The organism is Paenibacillus popilliae ATCC 14706 (assembly GCF_000315235.1).
GTDB lineage: Bacteria > Bacillota > Bacilli > Paenibacillales > Paenibacillaceae > Paenibacillus_B > Paenibacillus_B popilliae.
The window spans coordinates 1-17178 of record NZ_BALG01000151.1 but is presented as its reverse complement, the minus strand read 5'-3'; the positions used below and the strand labels follow the sequence as shown (position 1 = coordinate 17178).

Here is a 17178-nt window from a genome sequence, read left to right as displayed (position 1 = left end):
TTGTTCAAATATTCAGCTCAATTTGCGTCTTCCCGAAGTCATGGAGCAGCATGCCCATACTCAATACCCGTCGGCTCTTCCTTCCCATTCCGTGATGGATGCCAAACAGCGTCGTATACATGCATACATTCACCGAATGCCGGGACGGCAAGCCTGAATTGGCATCCAACGCACACATGGTCAACCCCAGCTGCTTTCTGATTTGGCAATCCCCTATTCTCGTACGACTGTTCAGCTACTCTAGCATAGCAAAAATGCTGCCGTGCGCGAAGAGGCGATGTTGTTTTCTGTCGCTTTCCGAAGCATGCTGGCAGAAGCTGTCGGAAGTGACCGCCGGCATTGGCATCGCCAATTTTTATCTGAAAATAAAAAACCAGAACAGCCCGGCCAGCTATCCCAATATATACCATGACAGCTGTCCACCTTTCCGATAGGCCAGCACCCTCGCCGAAAAGCGCGGATTATACAAGCCTTACACTCTATATACGAGCGCTGCGATAATTTCATGACCGATAATTTTTTTTAAGTATATTGGGATATGCTGTTGTCACGTTCCCATAAAGTTGATATGATTACGGTACATTTATGTTGTTTATTTTTGGTTAGGACGGTGAATAACGTGAAGGTTCAGGTATTAAACATTGCGCACGGCGATATTGTAGCGAATGATATTTTCAATTCCCACGGGCTTCTTGTGATATCCGCCGGGACGAGATTAAAGGAGAAGGACATTGCCCTGCTTCTGCGCCATCATCTTGATGTTATCGATATCGAAGAAAGACAAGCCGAATCGATAACAACGCTTCCACAACTAGCTTCCGCTTCCGGTGAGGAGCGTCTGTATTCTTCCTACAAGGAAGCGATCTCCGGACTGGAGCAGCTATTCTATGAGGCGGCTGCCCATGGTCATATACACGATGAACAAGTGGAACAGACATTGACGCCGCTGATTCACCATATTAAGTCGGAACGGGATATCGTTTCCCTGCTCCTGATAATAGGGGAGGAAGATGAAGGCATCTACAAGCAATCGGTCCAGGTCGGTATGCTGTCCTATTATTTGGCGAAGTGGCTGAATTATAATGAAGCGGATGCGGTGCGTGCCGGCAAGGCCGGATTCCTTCATGAGATCGGCATGGCCTTAGTGGATGCGGATACCTCATCGACGGCTAGTACGGGTATTCAGAGTGAGGAAGAAGTCGAGAACATGAAAAAGCACACCCGCTTCGGGTATGACTTGCTTCGAGGGACCTATGATGATGAATGGATATTTCTGCCCGCACTGCAGCATCACGAACGGTTGGATGGAAGCGGTTATCCGTATGGACTGAAGGAAGATGAGATTCATCCCATCTCCCGTATCGTTGCCATCGCCGATGTGTACAGCGAGATGACCTCAGCCTACAGTGGCTTGCCGAAGCAGAACCTGTTCGGCGTTTTGAGCGATCTGCACGCGTTGAGCTTCGGCCAATTGGATCCTACGATGACCCACACCTTTATCCAGAACATGATTCCGAACTTCCTGCAGAAGCATGCCCGCCTGAATGACGGCCGGACAGGAGTCATTGTCATGACGAATCAGACCGAACTGTTCCGCCCGCTCATACAAATCGATCAGGAGTTCATCGATCTAGCGCAACGGAGACAGTTGGAAATCGAGCACGTGTACGTGTAACTGTATCATTTTTATTTGCGGGGTGTTTTCCATTCTCCCTTGACCCGGTGCGCCATCAACTCGGAGACCGTGACCATGGAATAGCCCCGCCTTTTAAGTTCCGGCAAAATCGTCTTCAACGCTTCCACCGTCTGCGAACGTCCCCCCGCGACATCATGCATCAGCACGATATCCCCATTCCGGGCCGAATTCAACACTTTATTGACGATGCGCTGAACTCCAGGGGAGCTCCAATCCTTCGTGTCCTGATGCCATGACCACATGACGATGCGGTAATCGTTGGCATGGGCCACATCGACGAGCTGCTGGTTATAGTAACCACCAGGCGGGCGATACAAGTGAGGAGCCATTCCGGTCACCTCTTCAATCAGACGGTGCGCCTTCATCATATCATCCTCGATCTCTGCGGGTGGTATCCCGCGGCGGAAATATTTGTGGTAATACGAATGGTTCCCGACTTCATGTCCTTCACGAAGAGTCCGTTTCACCAATTCCGGGTTATCCTTGACCCGCCAGCCGACCAGAAAAAAGGTAGCCCTGGCGTCATACTGCTTCAGCAGCTCCAGAATGGCAGGCGTATTTTTCGGATTCGGACCATCATCGAAGGTAAGGGCAATCCGCTTGCCGGCTGACGGCACCTCCCATACGATGTCTCCCCGCTCCTCAAAATAAGCCCGATCTTTACGTATCGGCTTCCCGGCGGCGTTCGTCGGCATTGGATTCAGCGTTTCCATAGCTCCAGCAGCAAGCTGTCTCTGCTGGGCAGCCTTATCGCTGGTCCTCCCTGCAGCCTCCCCTCTATGTACACCCGTCTCCGCCGTAACGAACAGCAGCGCTATTGCCGCCAAACAGATCATCCCGATTCGTGCCGCTTGTTCCAGGCGTTTCCTCACGCGATTCATATCCCTTCCTCCTTCACAACTGCTGTCGAACATTCCCTACGGTGCGCAATATTAACAATACTATTTACAATCATGTCTTCATATACTATAGTGTAGTAGAGTTAAATTATTCCAAAAGGAGTGACTTTTCATGAAGAAGACGATTCTTTCTTTAACCGCTGTACTTGCAATCTCTGCAATTGCACCTACTATTTATGCAACTCCTGTTGTTGGCTCTGCTTCAGAAGTATCGGTTAGCTTTAGCCCAAGTGTAAAAATTGGTCATTTATTTGCGGATATTACTAATCTTCCTGACGACTTTGGCTCATCGCCTATATTTGATGCTAGTTTTGCTGCTGAGAAAGTAGATCCAGAATACGATGCTTTACAAAGACAAGGAAAAGTCCCGTATAAAAGTTCTCCTACTTTGGATACACGTAGCATTGACCATCACACCTTGGATAGTGGTAGTAAAAAGAGAGAATACTATTATTTACTAAAAGGACAGAAAATTTCAGTAGGCGTACGTTATAACCACACCTCTATTACCGCTAACAAACCAACTACAATCTATGATCACACTTTACCTAATAAAGAACTTACAGCACCAGAAAATGGATACTACTACATTGAATATGCAGCACCTTCTTCTGGGAATGATCAATACCACATCATTGCTCATACTCGTATTGACTAATAAGAAAATGTCATACAAAAACAGGCTACAATTCTAGAATGTAGCCTGTTTTTTATTTGAAAAGCAACCATTCTATCCTTGCCGTCCTACCCGACCCGATCACTTTAGCCCCGGCCACCTTCGTCACCAAAAATGGGGAGGTAAGCGTCAAACCTAGCACATCTTCAACAGACCCCGGGAATCATCCGATTCTCCCCCCCCATAAATGCCTTTTAATCCTTACCCCGTAAGGCTTTACCCAATACTGCCTTCCATCTCCAACTTAATGAGGCGGTTCATCTCAACCGCGTATTCCATCGGTAATTCCTTCGTGAACGGCTCGATAAAGCCCATGACAATCATTTGCGTCGCTTCGTCTTCCGTTAATCCGCGGCTCATCAGATAGAACAGTTGATCCTCCGATACTTTGGATACGGTCGCCTCATGCTCCAATTGAATGGTGTTATTCATGACTTCGTTATACGGAATCGTATCGGATGTGGATTGATTATCCATGATAAGCGTATCGCATTTGACATTGGCCTTGGAGCCTTCGGAATTGCGGCCGAAGGACGCGATGCCGCGATACGTTACTTTGCCGCCATGCTTCGAGATCGATTTGGATACGATCGTCGATGTCGTGTCCGGCGCTAGATGCAGCATTTTCGCGCCTGCATCCTGATGTTGACCTTTGCCCGCTACCGCGATGGACAGCACCGAGCCTTTCGCTCCGCGTCCCTTCAAAATAACGGCAGGGTATTTCATCGTCAGCTTGGAGCCGATGTTGCCATCCACCCATTCCATGTTCGCGTTCTCTTCGCAGACCGCACGCTTCGTAACCAGGTTGTAAATGTTCGGTGCCCAGTTCTGAATCGTCGTATAGCGAACGCGGGCGTTCTTCTTCACGATAATCTCGACGACTGCGCTATGCAGCGAGTTCGAGCTATAGATAGGAGCCGTACAGCCTTCTACATAGTGCACGAAGCTGTCTTCGTCGGCAATAATGAGCGTGCGCTCGAATTGCCCCATGTTCTCGGAGTTGATGCGGAAATACGCCTGCAGCGGGATGTCGCATTTAACTCCCTTCGGCACATAGATGAAGCTGCCTCCGGACCATACGGCGCTGTTCAATGCAGAAAATTTGTTATCCGCCGGAGGAACGACCGTGCCGAAGTGCTCTTTGAAAATTTCCGGATGCTCGCGCAAGGCCGAGTCGGTATCCATGAAGATAACGCCTTGCTCTTCGAGATCCTTTTGCATGCTATGGTAGACGACTTCCGATTCATACTGCGCAGATACGCCGGCCAGGAACTTCTGCTCCGCTTCCGGAATTCCCAGCTTGTCGAACGTCTCCTTGATCTCCGCCGGCACTTCCTCCCACGTCTTGCCTTGCTTCTCGGAAGGACGAACATAATATTGAATATCGTCGAAATCCAATTCATCCAGGTCGCCGCCCCAACGAGGAAGCGGCATTTTCTCAAATTGCTTCAGCGACTTCAAGCGAAAATCCAGCATCCAATCCGGCTCGCCCTTAATTTTCGAGATTTCCCGGACGATTTCCGGAGTCAATCCTTTGCCGGATTGGAAAATGGATTGATGATTATCGCGAAAGCCATATTTATATTCCTCAAGTTCTGGCATTTCTTTCGCCATGGTCATTACCTCCTCCGTACATTATCTACGTACATTCTCGCCGTTATTTCGTCGGCTCTTCAATCCCTTTGCGCAGCGCGTTCCAGGCGAGCGTCGCACATTTGATCCGCGCCGGGAATTTGCATACGCCAGACAGTGCTTCAAGATCTTCATACTCGTCGAATGTCACGTTCTCGCCTTTCACCATGGAGGAGAATCGTTCAGCCATCTCAATCGCTTCTTCCACCATTCTGCCCTTGACCGCGTCGGTCATCATCGAGGCGCTCGACATACTAATCGAGCAGCCCTCTCCGGTAAAGCGGGCATCGACGACATGATTATCCTCCACCATGAGCTGTAAGGAAATGCGGTCGCCACAGGTCGGATTGTTCAATTCGATCGTTACCGCTTCGGAATCGAACGTACCACGGTTGCGCGGCTTTTTGTAATGATCCATGATGACGCGCCGGTACAAATCATCCAATTGCATCGCTGAAATACTCCTTTGTTGCCCGCAAGGCTTCTGCCAAACGGTCGATATCTTCCTCCGTATTATACAGATAGAAGCTTGCCCGCGCCGTCGCACTGGCCTTCAACCAGCGCATCAGCGGCTGGCAGCAATGGTGACCGGCCCGAATGGCTATTCCCTTCGCATCGAGAACGGTAGCCACATCATGCGGGTGAACATCATCCAGATTAAAGGTAACGAGACCGATCCGGTTCTCCTTCGGACCGTAAATCGTAATCCCTTCAATCGCGGAGAGCTGTTCAACTGCATATTGCGCCAGCTCATGTTCATGAGCGGCAATCGCATCGACGCCGACCTCTTCGAGGAACTTAATCGCCGCGGCCAGGCCGACGGCTCCGGCAATAAGCGGCGTGCCGCCTTCGAAGCGCCACGGGATGTCTTTCCATGTCGACTCATATAAGTCAACATGGTCAATCATTTCACCGCCGAACTCGACAGGCTCCATCTTGTTCAGCAGCTCTTTCTTGCCGTACAATGCTCCAATCCCTGTCGGACCGCACATTTTATGCCCAGACAGCGTGTAGAAATCGCAGTCCAAATCCTGCACGTCAATCCGCATATGCGGTGTGCTCTGCGCCCCGTCAACCACCATCTTGGCGCCGTGACGATGCGCGATGGCCGCGATGGCCTTCACCGGATTGATAACGCCCAGTACGTTCGAGGCATACGTGACCGTGACGATCCTCGTCCGATCCGTCACGGTCTGTTCCACGTCCGCCAGGTCAATCGTTCCATCCTCTTGCAGAGGAATATATTTCAACGTAGCGCCGGTTGCCTTCGCAACCTGCTGCCACGGAATGAGATTGCTGTGGTGCTCCATCGGCGTCAGGACGATCTCGTCACCTTCCTTGCACACGGAGCGGGCGTACGAAGAGGCAACCAGATTCAACGCCGTCGTCGTGCCGCGGGTGAATACAATCTCTTCCGCATGCCGGGCATGAATGAACCGGGCTACTGTCTCGCGCGCTCCTTCATAAGCATCCGTTGCCCGGGAACCGAGCGTATGCACGCCGCGGTGGACGTTCGCATTGTCCCGTTCGTAATAATCCTGAATAGCACGGATAACCGCTGCCGGCTTCTGCGAAGTAGCCGCATTGTCCAAATAAATGAGAGGGTGACCGTTCATCTCCTGATTCAGTATCGGAAACTGCTTACGAAGCTCGCGCCCTATCATTGTCCTAACTTCCTTTCGATGTAATGGCGCAGCAGCTCCTGCAGATGCTCGTTCGGCAATTCAGCCACGACCGGTGCCAGGAACCCGCGAATAATCAGGTTCTCCGCTTCTTCCCTGGATACGCCGCGGGACATCAAGTAATAGACTTGCTCCGGATTCACTTGCCCGGCGGACGCGGCGTGTCCTGCCTTGACGTCATCCTCATCAATGAGAAGAATCGGGTTGGCGTCGCCGCGGGCTTTCGGGCTCAGCATAAGCACGCGTTCGGTCTGCTGTCCGTTCGCTTTGGAAGCGCCCTTCTCGATCTTCGTAATTCCGTTGATGATGGAAGAGGCGGATTCACGCATAACGGCGCGGGTAATCATATCGCTCTCGGAACCGAGGCCGATATGGACGGCCTTCGTCGTAATATTCAGCTTCTGCTCTCCGTTCCCGACACAGATCACTTTCGCGTCGGAGGTGGAGCCGTTGCCCTTCAGAATCGAGTAGGTGTCGGAAGCTCCATTACCGTTGTTCATCTCGCCGACGACCCATTCGATGCGGCCGTCACTCTCTACGATGGCACGACGGAACGAAACATCGGTCGTCTCTTCGCCGAGATGGTGAATCGAAGCGTAGGTCACCTTCGCTCCTGGCTTGACGAATACTTCAACCACGCCGTTGTGCATGACCGGCTCGCTTAACGGGCCGGACACGTAATTATCAACATAGTTTATCCGGCTGTTCGCATCCGCTACAATCAAGACGTGCGGTGCGAACGTAGCCTTGGAGTTATCGGTATAGAACAAAGCTTGCACAGGTACGTCTACTTCTACATGTCGGGGCACGTACAGGAATACGCCGCCGTTCCAGAGCGCCGCATGAAGCGCCGCAATCCGGTGCTCGTCGGCCTTGACGGCTTGCATCAGATACGGCTTCACCAGTTCTTCATGCTCGCGGGCCGCCGTATGCAGATCCGTGAAAATGACGCCTTTGGCAGCCAAATCGGCATTCAGCTTGCTATACACGACTGCGGAATTATGCTGCACCAGCACATTTTCCGGTTGTGCTCCTTCGCCGAATACGGCGCGAGCGCCTTCCGGGAGGGCTGCAAAGCTGCAAGCCGACGCGCCTTCCGCATACTGGCCGTATGCGTCCAGTTCCCAGCGGTCGATTTTCGTTTTTTCAAATATCGGGTTATCTAGTGTTGCCGCGTTGTCCAAGGCCTGCAGCCGGAACTCGGCCAACCATGCCGGTTCGTTATTGCGGGCGGAAAGGTTGGCTACTGCATCCCGGTTCACTGGTAAAGTTATTTGCGTGCTCATCGGTTCCATCGCTCCTCCTGTCAATCGAATTGCTGAATGTCGTTAGGCGTCTTGTCCAACCGTTTCATCGGCGATGCCAAGCTCTTCCTTAATCCAGTCGTAGCCTTCTGCTTCAAGCCGCTCAGCCAGTTGAGATCCACCGGATTTGACAATGCGGCCCTGCATCATAACGTGAACGAAGTCAGGCTTGATGTAGTTCAGCAACCGTTGATAGTGAGTAATAATCAAGAAGCCGCGTTCTTCGTTGCGCATGGCATTAACGCCGTTCGCCACGATTTTCAGCGCGTCGATATCCAGACCGGAGTCGATCTCGTCAAGGACGACGATCTTCGGTTCAAGCAACATCATTTGAAGAATCTCATTCCGCTTCTTCTCCCCGCCGGAGAAGCCTTCATTCAAATAACGGTGAGCGAACTCTTCATTCATCTCCAATTCCTTCATCTTCGATTCCATCTGGCGGATGAACTTGATGAGGGAGATCTCGTTGCCTTCCCCGCGTCGCGCGTTGATGGCGCTGCGAAGGAAATCGGAATTCGTGACGCCGGCAATCTCGCTTGGATATTGCATCGCAAGGAACAGCCCCGCACGTGCGCGCTCATCGACATCCATTTCAAGCAATTCTTCGCCGTCAAGTGTTGCGCTGCCTTCGGTTACTTCATAATTAGGGTGGCCCATCAGAGCGGATGCCAACGTACTCTTTCCTGTTCCGTTCGGCCCCATGATAGCGTGCACTTCCCCGCCATTCATCGAAAGGCTGATGCCTTTCAGAATCTCTTTACCTTCAATGGTCGCCTTCAAACCATTAATGACGAATTCAGTTGCCATGTGTCGAAACCTCCAGATTGATGGATTTGTTAAAAAGATGTATACTTAAATTTAAGATTAATATTCTGCAAGATCTTTTCTCATATAGTAATCATTATAAAGTGATTATCAATGATTCTCAATATATAATTTTAGTACATCGCGATATATAAATCAACCTTGCCAATAACAAGCTGCCGCCTGCCTGCATGACGAAGTAGCTAAAGCTAAAATAGCTAATCCCGTTTCCCTTCCGTTCATTCAGACCCTGCATCCTTCTCCGTCCCATAATCTCACATGAGCATCATTCAACATGAAGAAGCATCCCTCACCAAATGGCAAAGGATGCTTACCCTCAAGCTATTCTTTCTCTCACGCTGACAGATGCCCGTATGGCGCTCCCGGCTTACGCCATCTGATGGACGGCTTTGGAGGCATTTCCAAGATAGGAGTTCAACATCCAGATATGCTTCTCTAGATCGCCCTGCATGCCGATCAGCATATCATTAGTTACGTTGTCTCCGATGTGGTCGGCTTCCTTCAATGCTTCTCCGAATTCGGTAATCAATTGATTGAAATCATCGATCAATTGCTTGACCATCTCTTCGGCCTTTTCGTTGCCGTGAGCTTCCGGCAGCGTCGCGTTTGCCGCATACTCCTTCAGCGTAGCGTAAGGCTTGCCGCCGATCGTAAGCAATCTTTCCGCCACTTCATCCATTTTCCCGGTGATCTCATTATAGAATTCTTCGAACTTCTCATGAAGTGTGAAGAACAAATCGCCTTTGACAAACCAATGGTAGTTGTGAAGCTTAATATACATCAGATTCAAGTTGGCTACTTGCTGGTTCAACATCTGTTGCAATTTTTGGTTCGACATAAGTAAAACGCCTCCCGAAATTTCATTTGTTTTCTGTAATTATTCTAATATAGTAATAAATTAATTTCAATCCCTTAACGGAAATTTTACATCTTTTTATACCGTACCGGGCTTTGTATCCCCTATCCACTACCTGCCATATACTTAATCGCAACAGTTTTGGAGTGTGCGTTTTTTACACAACTTCATATATGAAAGATTGTTCATGGTCATTTTATTACCGGGAGGTGCCTGTATACGATGACTTATCACACAGCTTGCCGTCTTTTGGGCCTAGAGAATGCCGTGGCTCTGGCTCACGGGATCGAAGGGCTGTTCCCGCCCGATTGGCCTCTTCATTGCGAGTAAATCGGCGATGGCAATGTAAAATTGTTTCGGGGATCCGGCTTTGCAGAGCGAACCGATAATGCGACTCCCCCTACGTATTATTATTAAGCAAGCGCTCCCGTATGCACGTTCCAAAGGTTTATGCGCACGTTCCGGAGCGCCTTTTACCGATTCACCAGATAATCATTGCGAGGAAGCGCTGCGAGAAGATTCACCGCTTCTAAATACCCCTTCCACGAAAGATGATACCATTTTGCGTCCCCGCTATGGAAGGTATTCACAGGAAATGAAAATATTTTTGTCAATAACAGGACTTATAGACTATACTATGATTATTGTCCCGTATTATAATGAGTTCATCTAGGCTAATTGTCCAGGTTGGAGGAATCAACATGCTATATCCTATAACATCAACATCTACCGTGTACAAATTTAATGTGGACATCTTGGTCAAAGGCGAATCCAATGCGGCAGTGTTGGAGAAGCTGCTTCACCTGCTTCATGCTTCACCCGACGTGCTCGATCTCCGGATCCAGTCCGGTCTGGAAATGGGCTCCTTGTTGAATCTGATGGAAGCCATGCAGCAGAACAACATGGATGCGACTCCATTTGGCAAGCCAATCGCGACTCCAGGAAGGAACCAGAGCCCTGACTTGTCGGATACCGCGGGGGAGAAGAAGGCCGGAACGGCGGCCGTGCACCCGATTGTACCAGAATTCCATCCGATGCCGGTCCCGAATTCCAAAAAGACGAATCCCGAGTTTTCAGAACAAGAACTTCACATTGCGGCAAGCGGCGACCATCAGGAGAAGGCCGGACAAGCTCCTTCCGCCACGCAAAAAGGACTGATTTTGACAGAGCTTCAGATCAAGCGCTACATTGAGCAAAATTCCCTCGTCCGGCTCACCGTCAACAAAGGAAAAGGAAAAAAGTTGAGCATTCCATGCCGGATTCTGAATTTTGACCCCGTCGATCAGTTGCTAAATGTGTACCATGTCGATGAAAAAAGTGTCTACGCCTATCAACTGTTCGAAATCGAATCGATGGATGCATAATTAATGCAGTTACGAGAACAGCCGCCACGCAAGTCCCAACGACTTCGCATGGCGGCTGTTGTATCGCAAGCCTATTATATGCGTGTCTCGCACTGTTCACGGAACAACTGCTCGAACCGCTGGCAGGACAGCGGCGGGCTGAAATAGAACCCCTGAATCTCATCGCAGTTATGCTTCTGCAGGAAGCGGAACTGCTCCTCCGTCTCCACCCCTTCGGCAATGACCCGCATATTCATGTTATGCCCCATGGCGATAATCGCTGACACAATCGCCGCATCATTCGGATCCTGCTGCAGATCGCGGACGAAGGATTGATCGATCTTCAGGCGGTGGATCGGGAAATTTTTGAGATAATGGAGCGAACTGTAGCCGGTACCGAAATCGTCAATGCTGATGGCTACCCCCATATTCTCCAATTGCTGCAGCACAGGAGACGCTCTGGGCACATCTATTGTCATGCTCTCCGTAATCTCCAGATCGAGGTAGCTCGCATCCAAGCCGATTTTGGCCAATACCTCCTGCACCGTCTCCGACAGGTTGTCCATTTCGAACTGACGGACGGACAGGTTAACCGATACCGGTATCGGCGGAAAGCCCTTCTGCTGCCACTCTTTATTTTGCCGACAGGCCGCTTCGAGCACCCATGTGCCAAGGGCGACAATCAAGCCGCTCTCCTCCGCAAGCGGAATAAATTCCCCCGGCGAGATCAATCCGCGCACGGGATGGTTCCAGCGGACCAACGCCTCCATGCCGACGATGCGCTCCGTATTCATATCGAACTGCGGCTGATAATACAGCTCGAATTCCTCTTCCTTCAACCCCCGCCGCATTTCATTTTCCATAGTCAGCCGTTCCAGCGGCCGAGCATTCATCTCCGGAACATAGAACAGGAAGCCATTCTTCCCCTGCTCCTTGACGCGTGACAACGCCAGATCCGCCTGCTTCATCGCCTGAGCCCCGTCCGTCAATCCCGGGTTCTCGATCATCGCTATGCCGATACTCATCGTCACATGAACCGGGACATCGTTCAAGCAGAACGGCTCTTCCAAGACGGCTAACCATTGAACGATCCGCTTATGCACCTCGGCTTCTGATTCCACGAACGTAAAAAACCCGGCGAATTGGTCGCCTTCCATACGGGCAAACGCGTCATTGTCTGTCATCGTCCGCAGCAGACGATCGGCAATCTGCATCAGCAGCATATCGCCGAAATCCGTGCCGAACGTATCATTAATCCGTTTGAACCGGTCCAGGTCCATGTACAGGACGGCTATCGAGAAGCATTCATTGACGGCCATCCCGATGGCTTCCTCCAACCGCTGCATGAACATGCGCCGGTTCGGCAGTCCGGTCATATCATCATAATAGGACATGTACCGGATCCGCTCCACCATTTGGCGGTCCGGACTCGGATCCTGCAGACAGACCGAATAGATCGGCCGGTCCGCTTGGGGGCAGACCCCATCGGCCAAACGGACAACACGGGCAATCCAATCCTGACGGAAGCCCTCCTTATGCAACCCGGCAAGCGCAAGCTCCTTCTCGCCGCCCGGTTCGAGATCTGCCATTGCGTCCATCAATTTCCGCTTGGAGTACTCATCCATCACCACGGACAACGCCGGCATCTCTTCTTCGTATCCCGTTACGCCACGGAACGAATGATTCACTCCCTTAACCACGCCATCCCTCTCTATCAAAAAAATCGGAACAGGCACATAATTAACCCAATATGCCCACTCCGAACCGGCCGGTGCTCTGTTGTCAAGTATACACCGAGTCTGGCGAGTTGCCTCCCGCCGAAGCGGCTTCGCCCGCCATTCGGATAGCGTGATATACGCCACGGCGGTTCCCCACAAGAGCCCGATACCGATTCGGAGAACGCCCTCCGACAGAAAAAAGACGACCGCGCCTCCGATGCACGTAAGGGCCGCCAATAACGATGTAACGACGAACACCGACATTCTTCGCGGTTTCACCCTTGGTTCTTCTATCTGATTATTCACCTTGTACTCTTCCTTCCGGCCCCTAGTCTCACCCCGTGTGCTTAGTGCTATCTTCGCGCTGCCAAGGCCAGCATGAGCCAGCCGATAAGAAAGGCCACGCCTCCAATCGGCGTAATTGCACCCAACATGGAGAATCCGGTGAAGCATAGTAAATACAAGCTTCCCGAGAAGATGATCATCCCCGAAAACAGAAGGCGAGCCGACCACTGCACCTTCTTCTGGTCCGCCAGCTTATCCGCCAGGATTGCAATCAGAATCAATCCAAGCGCATGCGCCATATGATATTGAACCGCCGTCTCGTAGGTCGCCATCCGCTCCGGCGTCAGTCTTGGCTGCATAATATGCGCACCAAACGCCCCCAGCGCAACGGATAACAACATTTGCAGGCTTCCTATCATTGCGTAGCGTCGCAACATGTCGCCAGCTCCTTCATGGATCGATTGGTGATCAATACTATTTTACGATTCTATCTTATCTGAATCCGCCGCCTTTTTCCACAATGAAATCGAAGGATACCGTCTCCGACCAACCGTTCTGCCTCGTCGACTTCATGGTGACGGCCCTGTTGACCGGCTATGACAAGGAGAGATGAAGCACACCTGACGCGCAGCCCAATTCGGGAATGCCGCGCTGGAGCCAACAGCACGGGATAGAATAAGCAGACCAGCTCAAGTGGCTTCCCCGGCGCACATCCGCCGCAGACAAATTATCATCGTCATCCTCCCTCATCAATCTCGGCCCTCCTGAATAAAGTGAGTACAAAGCGATTTATCTGCTTATTCAGGGCATTCCACTTGGTTAGTAAGGAGGGCCATCTATGACCAACCCGTTTTTTATCGTGTCCCGCGAGGACTGGTCGCTCCATCGCAAAGGATATCAGGATCAAGCGCGCCACCAGCAGAAGGTTAACGAAGCGATTAAGCAGAATCTCCCCGACCTCATCACCGAGGAAAGCATCATCATGTCCGACGGCAAGCAAATCATTACAGTTCCGATCCGGAGCCTGGATGAATTCCGCTTCGTGTACAATTTCAAGAAGAAAAAGCATGTCGGCCAAGGGGGCGGCGACAGCCAAGTCGGAGACATCCTAGGCACCGACGGCTCCCAAGGCGCAGGCAAAGGGCAGCAGGCCGGCGATATGGCCGGGACGGATGTCATCGAAGCCGAGGTCAGCATCGCGGATCTCGAAAATATGCTGTTCGATGAGCTGGAACTACCCTATTTGAAGCAGAAGGACCGAGATCAACTGGAGACGACCGACATTCGGTTCAACGATATTCGTAAAAAGGGCATTATGTCCAACATCGACAAGAAGCGGACCATTCTCGAAAATCTGCGCCGCAATGCGCTTGCCGGCAATCCGGGCATTCACCGAATCAGTCCGGATGATCTGCGCTTCAAGACATGGGACGAGATCGTGAAGCCGCATTCCAATGCGGTCATTATCGCCATGATGGATACGTCCGGCTCGATGGGCTCATTCGAGAAATATTGCGCACGCAGCTTCTTCTTCTGGATGACGCGTTTCCTGCGCCGCCAATATGAGTTGGTCGACATGGTCTTCATCGCCCATCATACCGAGGCGAAGGAAGTGAGCGAGGACGAATTTTTCACGCGTGGCGAGAGCGGAGGTACGATCTGCTCGTCGGCCTATATGAAGGCGCTGGACATTATCGACAGCCGGTTCCCGCCTTCTTCCTACAATATTTATCCGTTCCATTACTCGGACGGCGATAACTTGACTAGCGACAACGAGCGCTGCGTGAAGCTGATCGGTGAGCTGCTGAAGCGCGCCAACCTGTTCGGCTACGGCGAAGTGAACCAATATAATCGCAGCAGTACGCTCATGTCCGCGTACCGCCATATTCAGAACCCCCACTTCATGCACTATGTCATCAAGGAAAAGACCGAGGTGTACCGCGCGCTCAAGCACTTTTTCAAAAAACAGCCGGAAGGGGTGCGCTCATGACATCTGACGACATCCAGGCTCTGAACGATGCCATCGACAAGATTACCGAGATCGCGGCCGGCTTCGGTCTGGACTTCTTTCCGATGCGCTACGAAATCTGCCCGGCCGACATCATCTATACATTCGGCGCTTATGGCATGCCGACCCGCTTCAGCCATTGGAGCTTCGGGAATATAAAACACAATATATATGAAAACAGTATTGAATAAAGAAGCCCTTATTGAATTTCCAATTTAATGTGATCTGGTGAAATGCGATAACAACTACAGAGTTTCAAAATTACATCCATATAGATATCGGTACAGTCTTCTTCGACCTTTTCAATGGTGCGTCTATGTAAACCGGTAGCTGCTGCAACCTCATCAATAGTTAATCGACAGTTTTCCCTAATGTCTTTGAAATTTAGCTTATTGATAGAGTGCATTTGGTAAAACTTATTCATCATTTCTTTCATGAGCATCCCCCTATGACTTATTACCTAATTTTACCTAAGACTAATTTACTATATTGTGGATAGTTGATCAATACAAATTTAAAATATAATATATGTAATTTATTTCATGTTAATGCTTGGGATATCAATTTATTTCCAAGTCTACAGACATAAAAACCCCTCAGGCGCGTGTCTCCGCGGGTTTTGCATAGCACAAATTATTAATTTTTATCTGTACATAAATCGAGCCCCAGGACTACTCCTGAGACTCAGCAGAATGGTTGTATAGATGATTGTCAAGGGGGTTGGGGGCGCATCCTACGGCTCTTTTTTCGTCTGTATGTAAAATCGCTGATTGCATTTTTATCATCTCCCCTTGACAAATCCTTGCTGCAACCGTCTTACCAAAATACATGTTTTTTTGCAACCTAACCCGTCTAAAAATGATAAGAGCCCCAGGACTACTCCTGAGGCTCTTCGTGGTTTAACTTATGTATGCGACATGAGCAAAGGTTACCTTGGCTCCGGAGCTTGGGCTTAATCTAGTTCAGTTCCTGTTAGTATAATTTGAAGTGCTGATAATTGGAGTAATTGAGATTCAGTTAATACCCCCACCGGACCTTCCAAGTCTATTTTTAAAAGTGGTTGGGCACAACCTAACCTAATTAGTGAGCGGCGATTTATGTAATTACCTTTTTGCGGTGTAATCTCCAAGTCATTATCCCTCTTCATTTCAATGCGACTCGATAATGGAGCTACGTTTATAACCCAAGCTCGCGGGTCTGAATTCGCCTCACAGTGATGGATTACACAAACCAAACGCGATTCATGTTTGGTCCTAGTTACATACTTTTCCTCTGGGAAAACAATGTAATCATCCTTGGCTTTATATATTTCCCCGTACTGAAATACCCGATCATCGAACGGGTATTTCACTCGTTTTCTCTCTCCCATGCACCAGCTGCCCTTTCTCGTAGAACTCTAAATTCTTCTAGTTCTGCCTGAATTTCATCGAAATATTCTTCATCAGTACCTCGTGATGATAAATCGATCCTTTTGGCTGCTTGTTTTATCTGGCTGAGTTTAAACAAGGGCTTTAACGGCTTTCTTTCCTTCATGCCAATCAGTCCCTTATAATAGTCTTGCATTACATTTGTGTCGATAATCTCTGAGCAACTTTCCCCGTAAGGTGTGGTTCCGCGAGCTTGCCTCCAAGGTATTTCCATATGTGTTTGCTTCTTTAACCAGTTTGGGTCTTTATCCCAAAATTTATTCCATACTACATCCATCACCCCCAGCATGCAACTGGTAAATACATTCATATTCACGGATGATGGAAAGGGCAGCGGCCGATGTCTGGCTTTCCGAAACCTAGAGTAGAGCGCGCGACTCACAGGGCCATGTTTCCAGGCCTCAAATGTTGATGAAAACATTTCTTCGCCGTATTCTGCCAAATAATAGGCCTGGGCATAATAACACATCTTTTGTAACTTTAAGTGTGTGACTGTGCAACCTTCACGTTTGAATTTATCCAAGAAGTAGTCGGCAACATCAGATACAGTGGGTCCCATCCTCCCTATACCCCCTTTTTTTACCACTTCTTGAATAAAGAATAGCACTTATTCCCCCGTAAGTATAGAAAAATTTTCCTTACACTTGTTTCCAGCCTCTCAAATTGAAGCAAAAAGGAGCCACAGAATCCTTACCCCTGCGACTCCCCGTCTTGCTCTTCATTTTCAGACGGGCTTTCCAGCCCTTCGCGTTCGATTTTTTCGTCGATCGCCTCTTGGATGAAGGAGGCCCGGCTTTTACCGCTGCTTTTTGCTGCTGCATCCACTC

General features: G+C 50.0%; 17 protein-coding genes and 1 pseudogene. 5 read left to right on the top strand and 13 right to left on the bottom strand.

What is annotated here, in order from left to right; genetic code table 11:
- Positions 1-4: 4 nt before the first annotated feature.
- Positions 5-178, bottom strand: a complete 174-nt coding sequence (locus PPOP_RS23400) for a hypothetical protein (protein WP_199898967.1) — start codon at positions 176-178, stop codon at positions 5-7.
- 441 nt (positions 179-619) lie between these two features.
- Here PPOP_RS23400 and PPOP_RS10695 point away from each other — a divergent pair, with 441 nt between their 5' ends.
- Positions 620-1675, top strand: a complete 1056-nt coding sequence (locus tag PPOP_RS10695; protein ID WP_006286341.1) for an HD-GYP domain-containing protein — start codon at positions 620-622, stop codon at positions 1673-1675.
- 11 nt (positions 1676-1686) lie between these two features.
- On the opposite strand, the gene PPOP_RS10690 is transcribed toward PPOP_RS10695, so the two are convergent.
- Positions 1687-2577: a polysaccharide deacetylase family protein gene (locus PPOP_RS10690; protein WP_006286340.1), complete on the bottom strand. Its 891-nt coding sequence runs from the start codon at positions 2575-2577 to the stop codon at positions 1687-1689.
- 130 nt (positions 2578-2707) lie between these two features.
- On the opposite strand from PPOP_RS10690, the gene PPOP_RS23395 reads away from it, so the two are divergent.
- Complete coding sequence (locus PPOP_RS23395; protein ID WP_006286339.1) at positions 2708-3253, top strand: hypothetical protein; 546 nt, start codon at positions 2708-2710, stop codon at positions 3251-3253.
- Positions 3254-3487: 234 nt separating this feature from the next.
- Here the strand turns inward: PPOP_RS23395 and sufB are convergent, their stop codons facing one another.
- From sufB to PPOP_RS10655, 6 genes are all read right to left on the bottom strand, one after another.
- Positions 3488-4885 carry a Fe-S cluster assembly protein SufB gene (gene sufB / locus PPOP_RS10680; RefSeq protein ID WP_006286338.1) on the bottom strand — a complete coding sequence of 466 codons (1398 nt, stop codon included), beginning with the start codon at positions 4883-4885 and terminating at the stop codon, positions 3488-3490.
- A gap of 43 nt (positions 4886-4928) precedes the next feature.
- Positions 4929-5354: a Fe-S cluster assembly sulfur transfer protein SufU gene (sufU, locus tag PPOP_RS10675; RefSeq protein WP_006286337.1), complete on the bottom strand. Its 426-nt coding sequence runs from the start codon at positions 5352-5354 to the stop codon at positions 4929-4931.
- Entirely contained in the window at positions 5341-6567 is a 1227-nt protein-coding gene (locus tag PPOP_RS10670; RefSeq protein ID WP_006286336.1) for a cysteine desulfurase, read from the bottom strand. Before PPOP_RS10670 ends, sufU begins: the two co-directional genes overlap by 14 nt.
- On the bottom strand, positions 6564-7871 hold the full coding sequence (gene sufD, locus PPOP_RS10665; protein ID WP_199898966.1) for a Fe-S cluster assembly protein SufD: 1308 nt from the start codon (positions 7869-7871) through the stop codon (positions 6564-6566). The genes PPOP_RS10670 and sufD overlap by 4 nt, the downstream gene beginning before the upstream one ends.
- Before the next feature lie 42 nt (positions 7872-7913).
- Positions 7914-8696, bottom strand: a complete 783-nt coding sequence (sufC, locus tag PPOP_RS10660) for a Fe-S cluster assembly ATPase SufC (protein ID WP_006286334.1) — start codon at positions 8694-8696, stop codon at positions 7914-7916.
- Positions 8697-9081: 385 nt separating this feature from the next.
- On the bottom strand, positions 9082-9552 hold the full coding sequence (locus PPOP_RS10655) for a Dps family protein (RefSeq protein WP_006286333.1): 471 nt from the start codon (positions 9550-9552) through the stop codon (positions 9082-9084).
- A 719-nt stretch (positions 9553-10271) separates the two neighbouring features.
- Between PPOP_RS10655 and PPOP_RS10650 the strand changes: the two genes are divergently transcribed.
- Complete coding sequence (locus PPOP_RS10650) at positions 10272-10934, top strand: hypothetical protein (RefSeq protein ID WP_042228428.1); 663 nt, start codon at positions 10272-10274, stop codon at positions 10932-10934.
- A gap of 74 nt (positions 10935-11008) precedes the next feature.
- Here PPOP_RS10650 and PPOP_RS10645 read toward each other — a convergent pair whose 3' ends face one another.
- The 3 genes from PPOP_RS10645 to PPOP_RS22750 all read right to left on the bottom strand — a co-directional run bounded on the left by PPOP_RS10645 (position 11009) and on the right by PPOP_RS22750 (position 13669).
- A complete protein-coding gene (locus tag PPOP_RS10645) occupies positions 11009-12910 on the bottom strand; it encodes a putative bifunctional diguanylate cyclase/phosphodiesterase (protein WP_234399788.1) in 1902 nt (633 codons plus the stop codon).
- Positions 12911-12984: 74 nt separating this feature from the next.
- Positions 12985-13353 (bottom strand): DUF423 domain-containing protein, encoded by a 369-nt coding sequence (locus PPOP_RS10640; protein WP_006286330.1) that lies wholly within the window; start codon positions 13351-13353, stop codon positions 12985-12987.
- Between the two features lie 157 nt (positions 13354-13510).
- Entirely contained in the window at positions 13511-13669 is a 159-nt protein-coding gene (locus PPOP_RS22750) for a hypothetical protein (RefSeq protein ID WP_159101836.1), read from the bottom strand.
- 85 nt (positions 13670-13754) lie between these two features.
- On the opposite strand from PPOP_RS22750, the gene yhbH reads away from it, so the two are divergent.
- Together yhbH and PPOP_RS10630 are read left to right on the top strand one after the other, a co-directional pair.
- Entirely contained in the window at positions 13755-14906 is a 1152-nt protein-coding gene (yhbH, locus tag PPOP_RS10635; RefSeq protein WP_006286329.1) for a sporulation protein YhbH, read from the top strand.
- Positions 14903-15094, top strand: a pseudogene (locus PPOP_RS10630) (SpoVR family protein); the annotation flags it as partial. The gene yhbH and the pseudogene PPOP_RS10630, both read left to right, overlap by 4 nt.
- 29 nt (positions 15095-15123) lie before the next feature.
- On the opposite strand, the gene PPOP_RS10625 reads toward PPOP_RS10630, so the two are convergent.
- A complete protein-coding gene (locus PPOP_RS10625) occupies positions 15124-15360 on the bottom strand; it encodes a helix-turn-helix domain-containing protein (RefSeq protein ID WP_042228424.1) in 237 nt (78 codons plus the stop codon).
- Positions 15361-16271: 911 nt separating this feature from the next.
- The gene (locus PPOP_RS10615; RefSeq protein ID WP_006286325.1) at positions 16272-16910 is read right to left on the bottom strand and encodes a Panacea domain-containing protein; all 639 of its coding nucleotides are present in this window, start codon (positions 16908-16910) and stop codon (positions 16272-16274) included.
- Between the last annotated feature and the right edge of the window lie 268 nt (positions 16911-17178).